This window comes from Sphingomonas sp. (assembly GCF_003248515.1).
Lineage (GTDB): Bacteria > Pseudomonadota > Alphaproteobacteria > Sphingomonadales > Sphingomonadaceae > Sphingomonas_I.
This window is the reverse complement of record NZ_QFOB01000014.1, coordinates 20,567-35,428: the sequence shown is the minus strand read 5'-3', so window position 1 is coordinate 35,428 and position 14,862 is coordinate 20,567. Positions and strand designations below refer to the sequence as shown.

Annotated in this window: 14 protein-coding genes; 7 read left to right on the top strand and 7 right to left on the bottom strand. The window is 59.8% G+C overall.

Translation table 11 applies throughout. The features are described from left to right. Positions 1 to 45: 45 nt before the first annotated feature. Positions 46 to 450: a hypothetical protein gene (locus DI605_RS18255; RefSeq protein WP_293976691.1), complete on the bottom strand. Its 405-nt coding sequence runs from the start codon at positions 448 to 450 to the stop codon at positions 46 to 48. Here DI605_RS18255 and DI605_RS18250 point away from each other — a divergent pair. After that, positions 421 to 1,302 (top strand): hypothetical protein, encoded by an 882-nt coding sequence (locus tag DI605_RS18250; RefSeq protein ID WP_293976689.1) that lies wholly within the window; start codon positions 421 to 423, stop codon positions 1,300 to 1,302. The genes DI605_RS18255 and DI605_RS18250 overlap by 30 nt on opposite strands. A gap of 130 nt (positions 1,303 to 1,432) precedes the next feature. Continuing rightward, complete coding sequence (locus tag DI605_RS18245) at positions 1,433 to 1,621, top strand: DNA-binding protein (RefSeq protein WP_293976687.1); 189 nt, start codon at positions 1,433 to 1,435, stop codon at positions 1,619 to 1,621. Between the two features lie 6 nt (positions 1,622 to 1,627). On the opposite strand, the gene DI605_RS18240 is transcribed toward DI605_RS18245, so the two are convergent. Then, a complete protein-coding gene (locus tag DI605_RS18240) occupies positions 1,628 to 2,878 on the bottom strand; it encodes a type II toxin-antitoxin system HipA family toxin (RefSeq protein ID WP_293976685.1) in 1,251 nt (416 codons plus the stop codon). 336 nt (positions 2,879 to 3,214) lie between these two features. Continuing rightward, positions 3,215 to 4,507 carry an integrase arm-type DNA-binding domain-containing protein gene (locus tag DI605_RS18235; protein ID WP_293976683.1) on the bottom strand — a complete coding sequence of 431 codons (1,293 nt, stop codon included), beginning with the start codon at positions 4,505 to 4,507 and terminating at the stop codon, positions 3,215 to 3,217. Here DI605_RS18235 and DI605_RS18230 point away from each other — a divergent pair. Further along, a complete protein-coding gene (locus tag DI605_RS18230; protein ID WP_293976681.1) occupies positions 4,490 to 4,801 on the top strand; it encodes a hypothetical protein in 312 nt (103 codons plus the stop codon). The two genes, DI605_RS18235 and DI605_RS18230, sit on opposite strands and share 18 nt — an antisense overlap. A 181-nt stretch (positions 4,802 to 4,982) precedes the next feature. Here DI605_RS18230 and DI605_RS18225 read toward each other — a convergent pair whose 3' ends face one another. From DI605_RS18225 to DI605_RS18210, 4 genes are all read right to left on the bottom strand, one after another. Further along, on the bottom strand, positions 4,983 to 7,082 hold the full coding sequence (locus tag DI605_RS18225; protein ID WP_293976679.1) for an Atxe2 family lasso peptide isopeptidase: 2,100 nt from the start codon (positions 7,080 to 7,082) through the stop codon (positions 4,983 to 4,985). A gap of 35 nt (positions 7,083 to 7,117) precedes the next feature. Next, complete coding sequence (locus tag DI605_RS18220; protein ID WP_293976677.1) at positions 7,118 to 9,709, bottom strand: TonB-dependent receptor; 2,592 nt, start codon at positions 9,707 to 9,709, stop codon at positions 7,118 to 7,120. A gap of 96 nt (positions 9,710 to 9,805) precedes the next feature. Continuing rightward, positions 9,806 to 10,747: a FecR domain-containing protein gene (locus tag DI605_RS18215; protein WP_293976675.1), complete on the bottom strand. Its 942-nt coding sequence runs from the start codon at positions 10,745 to 10,747 to the stop codon at positions 9,806 to 9,808. Further along, positions 10,740 to 11,282: a sigma-70 family RNA polymerase sigma factor gene (locus DI605_RS18210; protein WP_293976796.1), complete on the bottom strand. Its 543-nt coding sequence runs from the start codon at positions 11,280 to 11,282 to the stop codon at positions 10,740 to 10,742. Before DI605_RS18210 ends, DI605_RS18215 begins: the two co-directional genes overlap by 8 nt. Positions 11,283 to 11,776: 494 nt before the next feature. Here DI605_RS18210 and DI605_RS18205 point away from each other — a divergent pair, with 494 nt between their 5' ends. From DI605_RS18205 to DI605_RS18190, 4 genes are all read left to right on the top strand, one after another. Next, entirely contained in the window at positions 11,777 to 12,529 is a 753-nt protein-coding gene (locus DI605_RS18205; RefSeq protein WP_293976673.1) for a LuxR family transcriptional regulator, read from the top strand. 111 nt (positions 12,530 to 12,640) lie between these two features. Beyond that, a complete protein-coding gene (locus DI605_RS18200; RefSeq protein ID WP_293976671.1) occupies positions 12,641 to 13,198 on the top strand; it encodes an acyl-homoserine-lactone synthase in 558 nt (185 codons plus the stop codon). An 11-nt stretch (positions 13,199 to 13,209) separates the two neighbouring features. Continuing rightward, the gene (locus DI605_RS18195) at positions 13,210 to 14,088 is read left to right on the top strand and encodes a phytanoyl-CoA dioxygenase family protein (RefSeq protein ID WP_293976670.1); all 879 of its coding nucleotides are present in this window, start codon (positions 13,210 to 13,212) and stop codon (positions 14,086 to 14,088) included. 27 nt (positions 14,089 to 14,115) lie between these two features. Continuing rightward, the gene (locus DI605_RS18190) at positions 14,116 to 14,850 is read left to right on the top strand and encodes a DUF2285 domain-containing protein (RefSeq protein WP_293976669.1); all 735 of its coding nucleotides are present in this window, start codon (positions 14,116 to 14,118) and stop codon (positions 14,848 to 14,850) included. Positions 14,851 to 14,862 lie beyond the last annotated feature (12 nt).

Here is a 14,862-nt window from a genome sequence, read left to right as displayed (position 1 = left end):
ATTCCAGCAAAATTCATAGGCGAAAATCATAAAAACTGCACGATCCTATTTTCTGGAATACCTTGATATAGTCGGGTTATCCTTAATTTCCTTAATATCCTTAATTACCTTGATAGGGACAGATTGTCGTGCTATCCGGCGCTTATATTGATGTGGAAGACTGCGTCCGGTGGGAATTTTCAGGTGGAGCACGAGGCCGGCATTGAGGGTCGAGCTGTCCGGGGGCGCGGTCGCGGACGGCTGTTTTTCGCACTCGATCGGGATCTTTGGGAGCGCTTGTGGGCGCTGGAAACCGCAAATCGGCTCAATTTCGTCCTGACCTATCTGGTGCTTCTCGCCGGCACGGGAAGCGATCACCAGCTCACGAAATGGTCGGCCAAGGCATGCGAGGAATATGTTGGCATAGGCAAGCCACGGGCCATGCGCGCGATCGAGGAACTGATCGGCCACGGCCTTGTCAGTCGTACCGAGGCCTCGACCCGGACGATGCCGCAATACCGGCTCCCACCACTCGACCGCGATGCGGACCCGATCTTCCTGCCGGTCCAGATCATCACCGGACTGGCCGGTGAAACACCGGTACTTCGCCGGATCCGTGAAGTTGGCGATGCCTTGCTGCTGCGGATGCTGGGGGACCTTTATGGTCTTGTCGAGACCGATGCGACCTACGGCGTACCGCTGGATGTCCTTCGACAGAACCCTCCCTCGCATCATCCCGCACGTAAACTGCTCGAGGCCGGCGCAAATGCCGTCTGGGCGCTCGAGTTGGGGAGCGAACAATCTGCTGCCGGCGCATGGACCCAGGTCCATCGGATCGACAAGCTGGAGGGAGCAGCCGCCTGGAGCGCGTTCTGGGAGCGGGTCGCCACGCTTGCCCGGATCGGCGCCCTGTGGTTTGAACCGTGGATCTTCGACGGCGATGCGCTGGATGCCGAACCGTTGTTTCCTGTCGATCCCGCCATCCATTATGCCGTTCGCGATACGGACATGGTCACCGACCTCACGCGCACGGCCTATGACGCATCCGTCTCGCTGGCGGGAGACCGCTCCTATCTGATCGATCGCGCCGAGGGTGATATCCTGATCGCCCTGCCGACGCATCATCGCGCACCGGAAATTCGCGGCGTGGCCCGGCTCCGCGTCGAGCCGGATACTCCCGGACATCGGCGCGCCTATGCGCAGCGGATGCAGCGGATCGAAGGCTATCAGGTCGCTTATGCGCTCCTGCGCGCCGACGTGAATACCGGGCGCTTCGACCGCCCCGTGCGTCCGGCTACGGAGGATGAGCTGTTGCGGCGATAGCCGAGGCTAACCTCCCGTCATGCAGGCACCAGATAGCACCGCGGCTGCACCAGACAGAAACTGACCCAACGGTCGCATCCCGGTTTACGATCCACCCTGCGCGGCAACGCCGCGCGCCAGGGAGGTAGAGATGATCGAGCGCGCATGGGAGCAGAGGATTGAGCCGCTCACGGTGCGCATCTCGACCGCCGTGCGGATCACGGGCTTGAGCAGATCCCGACTCTACGAGCTGATCCAGACCGGCGATCTCGAAACCGTGAAGGTCGGTCGAGCCACATTGGTCCTCTATGGGAGCCTGAAGACCCTCATCGGGGCGTGACGGTCATCATGCCTTCAGCATGAGGCGCCGGGCACGGCCCGCAATCAGGTTCGCAAACGGCTCGAAGCGGTTCGCCCTTGGCAGCGCGCGATCGAGGGCGCTCCCGGCGACCGTGATCTGACCGAGGGAGGCTTCGGAGATTTCCCTGACACGCCACCGCAAGTGGGATGCTTCAATGCCGACGTCTTCAGCGAAGCGATCCCAGTGTCGCGGCTCGATCTCCTCCAGCGTGCTCTTCTTCGCGATCTTCATGGCCAGCTTGGGCGACAGATCGGGATAGGCGACGGTCGACAGGAGGTCGTACAATGGTGCGAGCCGCACCATTCCATCGACGTGCAGCAGGCTGAAGTTCTTCGCATGGGCGTCGGCATTGCCGATCAGCAGATTGAAGATGGCAGCGTCCGCCAGCTTCAATATGTCCCCGGCCGGGCGCGTCGTCGCCTTGCGGACGAGCCCGAAGCCGTCCCTGAACGTCGGCCCACCTTCGCTGGCATATTTGCGCCGCGACGGAAAGGCCAGCGCCTGCGCGAAGTCCTCCTGATGCAGCCGTACCAGTCGCTCCTCGTGATCCCGCCGACGATCATAACGTTCGATAAGCAGGAATGCGTGGTCAGCGATGGTCCGGATCGCAACGCCCGCGACGTCCAGCCCGATCGCACGCGCCAGCGACATGCAGTAATATTCGTTCTCGGTCGTGCCTTCGAAGCGTGGGATCGGCGGCTTCAGGATATGGCTGGTGGGCTGCCCCGGACCCGGCAGCGCGATCCTGCCATCGACCACGAGCACCGGGAGCTTGGACTGGGCACCCGCCAAGGCAAGTCGAGGGCCGCCCTCGCCGGCCAGCATGGGGCGGGCCGGCAAACGCTCCAGCAGTGACAGCAACCGCGGGTCGTCGAGGACGTCGGGGCCCCGATCGAACGGATCAGGCAGCGTGTCTCCGTCCGGGAGCAGCGTAAGCGCGCCGGCAACCTCGCCACCCAGCTGTTCGAGCAGTCGGAAGTCGTTCCCGGCGGACACGCCCAAGGCACGGCCGATCGCGATGCGTTGCGATTCCTCGGGCAGCAGACCCTCGAAAAAACCCTGGCACTCACGGCGACCGTAGGGCTCGATCCGTTTCGGAAGCGAAAAGGACAATGCCGGCCTCGTATCGTCTGCCAGCCACCCGGCGACATAGGCGAACTGCATCTCGCCGTAGCGATCGAGCCGAAGATGGCCGGCGAGGTCATCACCCCACCAGATCGAAAGGACGTTGCTCATCGGCTCGGCCCCGACGGCTTCACGAGGGAAAGGTCGCAGCCGGACGTAACGAGCACATGGTGGGCGTTGGCCAGCGGCACGGCAGGCCTGCCTGCCTCGAGATCGACCATGAGGCGCACACCGAAGACGGACGCCACTGTAAGCTGCTTGCGGGGTAACCGCTGTGCCCTGAGTTCTGGCCGAACGACGCGATCGATGGCGACGGCGTCCCTATTCCCGATCGGTAACATCACCGGCAAAATCCCTCGCTCAACATCGATCATCCCCGATCGGTAAGACGCGCGGCGGGGTAGTCCCCCCTCCACCGTCTCTCCGATCGGGAATATGGCCCGGTGCTCAGCTGGTTCTGCCCGGCCTTCCCGCGGGGCGGCCTCGCTGTCGCCCGGCTTTCGACGTGCGCAGTCGCGACTTGACGGTGTCGGCTCTTGGGGCCCTCGGCGCTTTCGCGTTTTCGCGAAGGCCATCCAGATAGTCCGACCAGTGCTGCATCATGACGACGCGTTCGTCCCAATATTCGCCGCGCGCATAGGCGCGGCGCACCGACGACGCTTCCTGGTGCGCCAGCTGCCGCTCGATTGCGTCCGGATTCCACCGCCCCATCTCGTTCAGCAATGTCGCCGCCGTCGCCCGGAAGCCGTGCGCCGTCATTTCGCCCTGCCCGTAACCGAGGCGACGCAGGGCCTGATTGACGCCATTCTCGGACATGGGCCGCCTCAGGTTGCCGACGCACGGGAAAAGATAGAGATGGCGGCCCGTCATCTCGCGCAACTCCTCCAGCATCGCCAGCACTTGGCGGGACAGCGGTACGCGATGAGGCCGGCGCATCTTCATCCGGCTGGCCGGGATCGACCAGAGCGCCTTGTCTACGTCGATCTCCGACCACTCGGCCTGACGGAGCTCGCCGGGTCTGGCGAACAGGTGGGGCGACAACCGCATGGCCATCCTCGTGACGGCCCGGCCGGGATAACCGTCCATGGTCTTCAGCAGGATACCCACCTCTTCGGGGTCCGTGATCGCGGCATGATGAGTGGCCCTCGGCGTCGTCAGCGCGCCGCGCAGGTCGGCCGCCACGTCCCGATCGCAGCGCGCGGTCGCGATGCCGTAGCGAAAGATCCGGCTGAGGACGCTGCGCATGCGGCGGGCGCTCTCGTATCGGCCATCGGCCTCGACCTTGCGCAACACGGACAGGGCCTCGATCGGCGTGATGCCGTTGATCGGGTGCGAGCCGATCATCGGATAGGCCATGTCGAGCAGCCAGCGCATCTTCGCGAGGGTGACCTCGGCCAGTCCCTCCCTCTCGCATTTGGCAAGCCACTCGAGCGCGACGTCCCTGAACGTCGTTGCCGCGGCGAACTGCGCCGTGATCCGCGCGCGCTTCTTCTCGAGGACCGGATCGAGCCCGGCGGCAATCGCCCTGCGCGCCTCGCGGCATTTGTCGCGCGCTTCGGCGAGCGAGACGGTCGGCCAGGTTCCGACATGCAGGGTCCTGGGCGCGCCGCCGTATCGAAAACGGAATCGCCAGATCTTCGTGCCGGTCGTCTGGACGACCAGCGAGAGGCCCTGGCCGTCGGAGAGGGTATAGGACTTCGCCCTGGGCTTGGCCGAGGTGATATGGAGCTGCGTCAGCATCGTCGTGATCCCGGTTTTCTCCGGGCCGATCCAGCAGACGCAGAATGTGTCACATTTTGTGTAACATTTACTGGATTTTGCTGGATCAACCCGGACGGTTGCCAGCGATCGTCGATGAAATTATGCTTTGAAACCAGCCTGTTGCTGGACGCCTCTGGACGAATCCAGAGGCGGCAACTGGTGCCAGAAGAACACTCCTATTGGGCACCCAAGCGGCTGATCTTTCCCAAATATCTATGGCGGGAAAGCACCTGCACCAACAATAGCACCAACACATCATTCGGAAAAGGGTGAACGATCGTGGATGGGGCATCCTTCGAGGCAGGAGAATGCATGCGGACCGATTTTCATTTTCTCCCTCTGCGCTCACTCGCAGATAAGGCCACTTCGGGGGAAGGCGTAGCTGGTCTGGAGAAGGTTTCCACCGCTTTCGCGGTGGTGATCCAACCTCTTTACCAAAGTGGATATCTCGAGATCAGGGAGTAGAGTATTTGGCTTTCAAGTTTTTCCAATGATCATATTGGCTTTGGTTTACTGGATCGGGTTCTTCTTCGTCATTCAGCCAGAACTCCAGCCATTGCACGTTTCTCCGATAGACGGCTGATCGATGGGCGGGGTGAAGCTTCACATGGCCTTCGTCGGGATAGACGTACATATCGATCGGCCATCCACGATGACGTAGCTCGCTGTATGTGGTCAGACCTAAACGAAACTCGACTGACGACGCCTGGATAAGCAATGGGACAGGACGAGCCTTTACAGCGCTCTCCAGCATGCCATCGCGCCAGAAGCTCTGGTCGAAATAACGCGAAACGGGATAACCGCCTTGGATATAAAAGTCGGCGAGGCCTTCGCCGCCGAATGCCAACATAGTATCAGCTTGGCAGCAAGTGCTCAGGATCGCAGCCGAAAACAAAGTTGAATTCGCCAACGCGTACGTAGCAGTTGACGCTCCGTCGCTTTGCCCCGTTATAGCCACGCGCCGAGGGTCGATAATCCCTTCGTTCGTCAGCCGTTGGATGATCGTTTCGAATGACGAAACATTACTTCTTCGATCCATCCATCCTTTGTTGTTGGCCTGCATATATTCCTGCTCGTTCGTTACAGGCAACGTGTTGCCATACCGGGGCGGACGATTGAAACTCAGCACGGCAAATCCATGAGTTGCCAGTACCTGGATGGGATATTCATCCGCGGTTCCTCCTCGCAGAAAGCCGCGAGAATCATATTGTACGACCACCAAGGGCAACCTTCGATTGTCCTTCCGGTTGGGCGGGAGCACGAGATCGCCGAAGGTCGAAATGCCGAAGGAGTTGGTCCACTCTAAGCGCTTTACGGTTCCCAGCGCTAGCAAGGCGAACTCTGGGTTGGGCTCAAACACGGATCGCCGCGTACCGTCACGCAATGAAATTGCCACAATTGAGCGGGGGCTGGTCGAACCTTCGTGTGCGCACACCAGTTCGACCTGCACGAGCCTACAGCCAAAGATGGCGTCTTGCGTACTCAATAGGAGACTAGGCGCCGCCCGCCCGGGCCTCCAGGCATAAAATTCTGTAACACTATCAGCGATACCCGCTCGGCGTTCATACCAAAGCGTCTTACCATCGGGAGACCACCACAGTCCCTGAACATTAGAGCATGACGGCTGCTGACAATCGAAAGCTCGATCAGCGATGGTTGCCTTTAGCTGAGGCTTTTCATGATAGAGCTTGCCGGAAGTGTAGGAAAAAGCAGCGTTGGCACCGCCGGCGGAGGTGGCGAAGGCGATAGTGCCCTTGGGCCACGCAGAAGAAGGGTAGAGCAAATTTTCAGGCGCGGGCTGCATCGCCACGGGTTCGCCGCTGTTCGGATCAATCGCAAAATTCCTGAGCGGAATATCCGATGACACAAATGGCTGATCACTGGCATATGGTACGAAGCGACCATCATAGTGATATCCGCTTCGTCCCTCTATAGTGATCGCCGCGAGCGCATCGATCGTCCCAGGACGGCTGGAATAAAGAATTGCTCTCCCGTCATCGGACCAAGCCAACGCATCGATATCCACCGGGCTGGTCAATAGCTTTTGCGAACTACGCTTGCCTAGGTCGTACCGCCAAATCTCGGAGCGGTCGGCGAAGATTTTGATATAGGCAAGCGCATTACCCGACGGCGACCAGCGCAGAAGCTCGTCTTTGGGAACGCCTAGCGGGGGTTGCCCCACACCGAATCGATAACCTGAAAATGGGAGTATTTCCCCACCATCATCGATAACTGTCGGCTGTCCGTGGCCGTGCGTGGGTACAAGAACGATAGCGGTGCAGTAGCTGTCCGCCACCGCATCAGCCCGTCTCAGATGTAGCGCCAGCAGCGACCCATCGGGCGCGACCTGAAAGGGATCGGTGGAAATGGAAGTTAGCAGACTGCCGAAATCTTTCAGCCGGAGGAGATCATCCGTTGAGATATCCCTTTTTTTATTGGTATCCGTTTGGCCAGTAGACAGGGCGCAGCGGTGCGTCTGAGCCCGCAATGTCGAAGGTGTGAAGGCGGTAAGTATGATGATTATTAGCGCAGATTGAAATATATTTTTTCTCATAACCATACCCATGGATTTGTAAAAAGCTGATTTAATTACCAATCCTTTGATATTGTTACACTTACAAAGCGACCAATAGATGAGTAATTGGTTGAATCATAATTGACGTAATAGGACTGACCGCTAGTGGGTTTAGCGTACGGCGGCCTTTTGTTGAAGATATTTTGCGCGCTCACGATTATACTTACATTCTGAAGCGGCCCATCGTGGTTCTGTGTATTATACCGGATCGAAGCATCAAACGTCGTCTGTGAATCTATTCGTACGGATGGGGTGGACCGATTATCTTCCAGGCCACTCATATGATTGACGTAGGTCATCAGAGATAAAGCATCATTCGCCCAACCGAGGCTGGCTCGTGCTTTAAAGCGAGGGGGATTAAATATCGTCCCGGCAAGCGGTGTGACCGGCAAGCTTTCACTGATTTTCTGATTAGACCACAGCCAAGATCCATTTGAGTTTATCAAAATAGAAGAGGAATCGAGCAGGAATCTGTAGTTCATTGATATATCAATGCCATGAATATTTTGGCGAGCTGCATTTACATATCTATTGTTGAGAATGGCAACGATGTTATTCTCGGCCCCAGTTCCACCGTAATTGTATGTATTGTCAGCTCCTGCTAAAATTTCGTCAACTACGCTTTGGGACGGGTCGTACGTTATAAATGAATCGTAGGGCGAACTCCCGGACAATACGCTCGAAGACGCCGCGCCGGGTACGGGCTGAACGATCCGATCCTTGTAGTTAACATGGAAATATGTGGCTTGCAGGTTCAGTCGCGGTATACTGACAGGATGGACCGAAAGAGTCGTGGACCAAGAGGTTGCCTTTTCTGGTTTGAGGTTCGTATTGCCGCCAACGTCAACCAGTAGTATTGAGCCATTATTAAATCTCTGCTCTCCACCAAAATATGAAACGGGGTATAGGTAAGCCAATCTATCGGCAAACTTATAATACAGCATTGGAGCCTTGAAGGATTTACCCCAAGTAGCCTTTATCTCGACCGACGGTGAGATCCCGTAAATCATCCCGATCTTGGGCACGGCTACAGACGCAATTTGTGGATAGCGTTCATACCGCAACGCTGCGTTTACGATCAGCTTTTCCAATAATGGAGAGCCTTGACCAGGCTTTACAAACGGTACAGATATTTCAGAAAATGCGTAGAAACTGCTAATGGAGCCATCGTTATCTGTAGCTGAAGTAGTATAGCGCACTGTTTCGTAGTGGTTGTAACGGTACCCACCTCCGGCAACGAGATCGAGGGTATTGCCGTTGATAGTGGCTAATGGTCCCGATGCGTAGGCTTCAACACCGCCCAAAACATTGCAATAACAACCGCGAGTCCTTGCACTAGCTGCACCATTATAGAAGGTAGTTTGGTCATATTCGGTCTTGCTGCGAGCGTACGTGCCTGAAACACGTAAATCCCATTTGGAGCCCAGAGACAGCCGGACGGAAGGCGATACTGAAAAGTCGCGGGTCGTTGGGGTATTTGTGTACACATACCCGGAAGAAGTGGCTTGTGAGGAAAACGCAGTTCTCACATTGTAGGTGGCGTCAAGGTACGCCTCGATACTCGAAGAAATGTTCTGCCTTCCAGAAACTACCAGACTATTCTGATTTATTTTGGGGTACAGCGTGTTTCCGGCTGGCATATATTTCGTAAATTCGCGCTGATTGGAAAAGATCGCAGAATTTTCGTCATGGCTGAATGCGGCCATGATTCCCCCCGTGGACCATGTTCGACCAGCGACAGCGCTATATTGTTGCTTGAAGTCGCCGCCATCGGTTGCGCCGCCGACATTGGTCAGCAGGGACAGGCCATTGTAGTTCTGCTTCAGAATGACATTCACTACGCCGGCCACAGCATCTGAACCGTAAACAGCCGACGCCCCATCGGGGACAACCTCGATGCGGTCGATGGCGGCGAGAGGAATTGCACTGACATCCACTGCCTGGACAAAGGACCCGAACGAGAGGCGGTGACCATTCAGTAGGGTGAGAGTAGCATCGGCTCCCAATCCTCTCAGGTTAGGGGACGAGCCGGAATTGAGATTCTGATTGGTAATGCCAATGGCACCCGCAGTCACACCGGGATTTTGCCCGCCGCTGAAGTTTTGTGGGAGTGCGCGCATTGCTTCGCCGGCGTTGGTTTGCCCTGCCATCCGAATCTGATCGGTTCGCAACACTGTCGTCGGGGATGCAGTCTCACCGCCTTCAACTCGCGTTCCAGTTACGACAATCTCAGCACCCTCGCTATTGGCCGCGGCGCCTCCGGCGATGGCTTCCCCCATCGGGGCCGCTTGGATAGTGATGATGCCATTTGAACCCACGCGAGAGGCTACTAGGCCCGTCCCTTCCAGCAATCTCCGCAGCGCCTCCTCGACGGAGAAATTACCGCGAACCTGATTGGTGCGCTTTGATTGGACGGTGCTGCCGCTGGCGATGATCTGAACGCCAGCCTGCTTGGCAAAAATCGGAATGCTACGCGACGCCGATTGCGCGGGCACATTGAACGTCCTCGTCTGAGCCATCGCCGGGCTGGCACTCACCATCATCACGGCCGCTGCTGCGCCCGCCATCAATTGCTGTTGAACCGAAAGTCCGGAAAGTCCCCGCATTATATTTCTCCCCGCAACCGCAAACATTGCGGCCGTTGAAGAAAGGACGGTCGAGTGGAACCCTTCCGATGCGGGTTGTCAAAAAAAGTTCACGGATCACTGGGACAGGTGAATGGTGTCACCTTCAACCCGCAAGCGCGCGCGCATCGTCGCGCCGATCGCTTGGCCAAAGGCTTCCGGCTGATCGACGCGGAAATAACCCACGAGTGATTCCCGTCCTAGGGCTGGGGTATCGATCACGATTTTGCGCGCATTGTAGCGGTTCAGTTCGGCCACGGCATAATCAAGGCTCTCGCCGTTGAGAGCCAATTCTCCCGTTCGCCAGGACAGGGTTCTATCAATCGCGCCGTCGGCGGACGCAACTTTGATCGGCCGGGCATCGTCGGTTATAAAACTTTTTGATCCGGCTGCGATCCGGGTGCGCTGTCCCTCATGTCCCTCGACCCAGGCTTCGACCACGCCCTCGGTGACGAGCACATCGATGCCTTTGTCGTGACGGCGAACGGAAAATGCGGTGCCGACCGCCTGTATCCGGACCTTGCCCGCCTCGACTACGAACGGGCGGCTCTTATCGTGTGCCACCTGAAACCAAGCCTCGCCGTCGTTCAATCGCACGTCGCGGCGCTTGTCCGCCATGGTCACTGCCACGTCGCTGGCAGTATTGACCGAGGCCACTGACCCGTCAGGTAGCGGCACGCGCCGGATTTCGCCCAATGCGGTCCTAATCTCGATCGGCGCGGGGCGCGTCAGGATGAAGCCGGTGGCGCCGATCGCCGTCAGCCCCGCAAGGGTGCTTCCGCCGATCAGGAAACGGCGGCGCGTCCAGACCGACGGATCGTCGTCATTCGATGTTTCGGTAGGTGCATCAGCCAGTGCGCGACCGCGATCCAGATAGGCAAGCGCCGCCTCGGCACGCAGCAACGCACCTTGCCGCCGCTCATCGGCGCGCAGCCAGTCATCGAGCGCCTGCTCCTCCGCAGAGGTCAGCGCCCCTTCGCCAAGCCGGATCGCCCAGCGCGCGGCGTCGTCGTCATTCATGGCGCTGCTCGTCACGTTCACTCTCTTTCCTGCTCCCTCGCGGTGATGGCATCGCTTCGACGCTCTCTCCCGCGATCGCTTTCAGTATCAGCTTGAGGCCCCGTATCGCCTGCGCCTCCACCGTATGTTCCGGAATACCGAGCCGTTCGGCGATCTCCCGCTGCGGCACGCCTTCGATCCGGCGCATCTCGAAGATCACCCGGCACCGGTCGGGCAGTTCCGCGATCAGCCGCCGGACCCGCTCCAGTTCCTGACGCGCGCTGGCCCGCCGTTCCGGACCGGGATCGTCGTCGGCCAGCGCCAGCGCGTCTGCTTCTGTCAGGCTGTCGATCCGCACGATGCGGTTATGCCGGATGCGATCGAGCAGCACGGATCGCGCGGTCGAGAAGAAATAGGCCCGGCCGCTGCGGATGTGCGAGACATCGTCGAGCCGGGCGATCTTCACATAGGCATCCTGAACGATATCCCCGACCTCGTCTTCCGGCACGGCCATTCGCCTGAGCCGGGCGCGCAGATCCGCCTCGTGAGGAACCACATGGCTTCCCACCCAGGCGACAATCTCGCGCCGGTTTCGCGTCACATCAGTGGATCCATTCAGTTGATCCTGTCTGCCATCATCTCAGAAGACGGTCGCAGACTCCATTTCCGATGGGGCGTCTCAAATTTTTATATGGTTCGGTGCACGCCGGTTGAAAGGCAGCGTCAAGTACATCGCGATCGAACGAGAGAGGGTGACGGAAATCGCCGTGCTCAATCAGTTATCTGGCCATTGCCGAAAGCAAATACTCTCGATGCGCCCTAAAACCTTCCGATCTCATGGAAATAGTGTTCAACGGAAAGATGCTCGTCAGCCGTCTATGGACTCGAAGGCGCGAGAGGAGCACTTCGAGATGCTAAACATCCAATGTGCGGTTATTGTAGGAAATAGTCCACAACAGTTTTCTACTTCGATATTTCCGCCGAAAGATTTTCGGGCTTATGATCCGCCCGGTAACGAAGGTGAGAACTGGTAGATGGGTGCGGTAGCCCATGCTGCTGCCGCAGGTCATCACCGATTTCCGGAAACTCGCTGAGGCGGCGGATGGCATGGCCGTGCTAACGGCGCTGGTTGAAAGCGCGGCCAGCGATATGGGCTTCCCCTTTATCGCCATGCTCCATTCGCGGAGCCTGCTCCGCGGTTCGCCGCTGTTGATAAGACATGATAATTATCCGGCTGGCTGGGATCGCCGGCTGATCGGACGCGGCCAGAATGTCATCGACCCGATCCTGTCGATCGCCCGCCGCCGGGTTTCCGGCTTCCTCTGGTCGGATGTGCTGAAACGAAGCGACCTTTCGCGGCAGCAGCAGACGATCGTCGATGCCGCCTACCGTGTCGGTATGCGAGAGGGCTTCACCATCCCGACCAACGTGCCCGGTGAGCCGGAAGCCTCGATCAGCTTCGCTAGCCGCTCAGCGCGCCCCGTCGGGCTGGAGCGCCAACTGATCATGGAGTCGATCGGCCGCATCACCTTCGAGGCCGCGCGCCGCATCATGGGGTTAGGGGTGGGCCAGTCCTTGCAAAGGCCGCTCCCGCCGCGCGTGCAGGAATGCCTGTACTGGATCGCACAGGGCAAGACCGATCAGGACATTGCCGACATTCTCGGCATCGGCCTCGAAACCGTGCGCACCTACGTCAAATCGGCATTCCGCCTTTTCAATGTCATCACCCGCGCCCAGCTGGTCTATCGGGCGGTGGCGCTCGGATACATAGATTTCGTGCCGTCCATTCCCCCGTCCGGGTGAACAGACTGCGACGGCCCGTGCTGCTTCTTGTGCGGCTCCTTTTGTTCGGGAGCCATATCCATGATCCGCATCTTCAGAGGCTATTGCCTCGATCATCCCGTCGACGCCGCCATGTTCGAGGATCGGCGGCGCCTGTTCCATGATCTCATGCGCTGGGATGTGCCTATCGTCGCCGACCGCTTCGAGATCGACCAGTTCGATACCGACGAGGCTACCTATGTCGTCGATGTCGGGGAAGACGGCCTCCATCGCGGGTCGATACGGCTGCTGCCGTCGACCGGTGCCCACATCCTCGCCGACCTGTTCCCGGCATTATCCGACCGGGCGGTCCCCTGCGGCCCAGAGATCTGGGAGATCACCCGCCTGTGCCTGCCGACGCGGTTGGGCGCAGCCTGCCGCCTCGAGGTCCGCAATCGCCTCATCAGCGCAATGGTCGATCATGCGCTCCTGTCGGGCATCCGTACGCTGACCGGCGTGGTGCGTCCGGGTTTCCGGACGAGCGTGCTGGCGATGGGCTGGGAGGCCGCGCCGCTCGGCCCGGTGCGCGAGATCGGCGGAATGGCGCTCGGCGCCTTCCGCATCGAGATCGACGAGGACACGCCCGCGCGGCTTATCCGCACCGGCATCTACACGCCCGCTCCGGTTTCGGCCGTCGCGGCCGCGGCATGAGGAGCGGGACGATGCACCCGCACCTCGACTTCCACGCCGCCGAACTGCGCGGCCAGGGCTATACAATTATCCGCAATGTCGTGGCGCGGTCGCTGGCCGAGGCACTGAGCGCTGATCTGGACGCGCGCTTCGCGCAGACGCCCTTCTGCGACGGCGATTTCTACGGCCGGCGGACCAAGCGGTTCGGCAGCCTACTGACCCGATCCGCTCACGCCGCGGCTTTCGTCCAGCATCCGCTCGCACTGGGGCTCGCGGAAGCCATGCTCGGTCCGTACTGCGACCGGATCGCGCTCAACCTGACCCAAGCGGTCGAGATCCATGGCGACGCGCTGGCGCAATATCCCCATCGCGACGAGGATATGTGGCAGGGTCCGAAGGGCGAGGTCGAATATCTCATTAACATCATTTGGCCGCTGACGCCGTTTACCGCCGACAATGGCACGACCCGCCTCTGGCCGGGCAGCAATCATCACACCGGCACGTCGGTTCGCGAGGAAGAAGCCATCGTCGCCGACATGGCGCCGGGCGATATGCTGGTCTTTCTCGGCAGCACGCTGCACGGCGGCGGCGAGAACCGGACGCCCTTACCGCGTCGCGGCCTGATCGTGAGCTATTGTCTCGGCTGGCTGAAGCCCTTCGAGAACCAGTGGCTGGTCTATCCGCCCGAGATTGCGCGGGCCTTCTCGCCCGAGCTCGCCGCGCTGATCGGCTATGCCCAGCATCGGCCCAATCTCGGCAATGTCGAGGGGCAATGTCCATCAACTCTCCTATGGGGCGATGCGGCCGAATATCGCGCGGCGACTGATGCCTTGCGGGCCGACCAGGCAGAGGCGCTGCGACACCATGTCGCCGAACAGGAGGCCGCAAAGGCGGGATTGTTGGGCGGCTAGTGATCGCAAGGCATCGGAGCGCCTGCGGTGGTTGCCGGCGACGATTGGTGGGACGGGCAAGCCTATGCCCGTCTGCTTACCGGCGACCGCCGCTGTTTCGCCTGGGAATGGCTGCGGCGCACGCCAGCCTATATCGATGCTTATGGCACCGACAGCATGGCGGCGTCGGCTTTCGGGCTGTTGCGCTATGAGGATCCGTCGCTTGATGCACTGTCCGCCCGGCCGTTCTGGTGCGCGGGCATGGATCGCGCCGTGCTGCACGCGGAAGCTCTGACGGCACAAAGCCCCGACATGTTCGACCTCGCCTGTCTCTCTCGCTTCGCGACGCTCCTCGCCGATCGCGGCGAGCATGTCCTGTTATCGGATGGTCTCCATTCGGTCCGACTAGACATGATCTCTGGCAGTCTGGCGACCGGACCCGTCGCGTTGCGCTGGCGGATCGATGGGATCGCTGACACGGGGCGGCAGATACTGGCGCTCCGCCAGTTCCTGGCTCTGGCGCGCAGCGGCCGCTTCTCCCGCTCGCTTTATCCGGCAGAGCGACGCGCGGGCCGGTGGGTCAGGATGCTGCGCGTGCATGACGCACTTGCGTCCGGCGCTATACATCGCGAAATCGCAGGCGTGCTGTTCGGTGCCGATGCTGCCGGACCACGCTGGCGCGTGACCGCCAATTCCTGCCGGCTACAGGTCCAGCGCCTTGCCTCCGGCGCACGGCGTTCAATCACGGCAGGACCGGCCGCATGGCTTGGCCATGACGGTTGAATGGAGACGCGC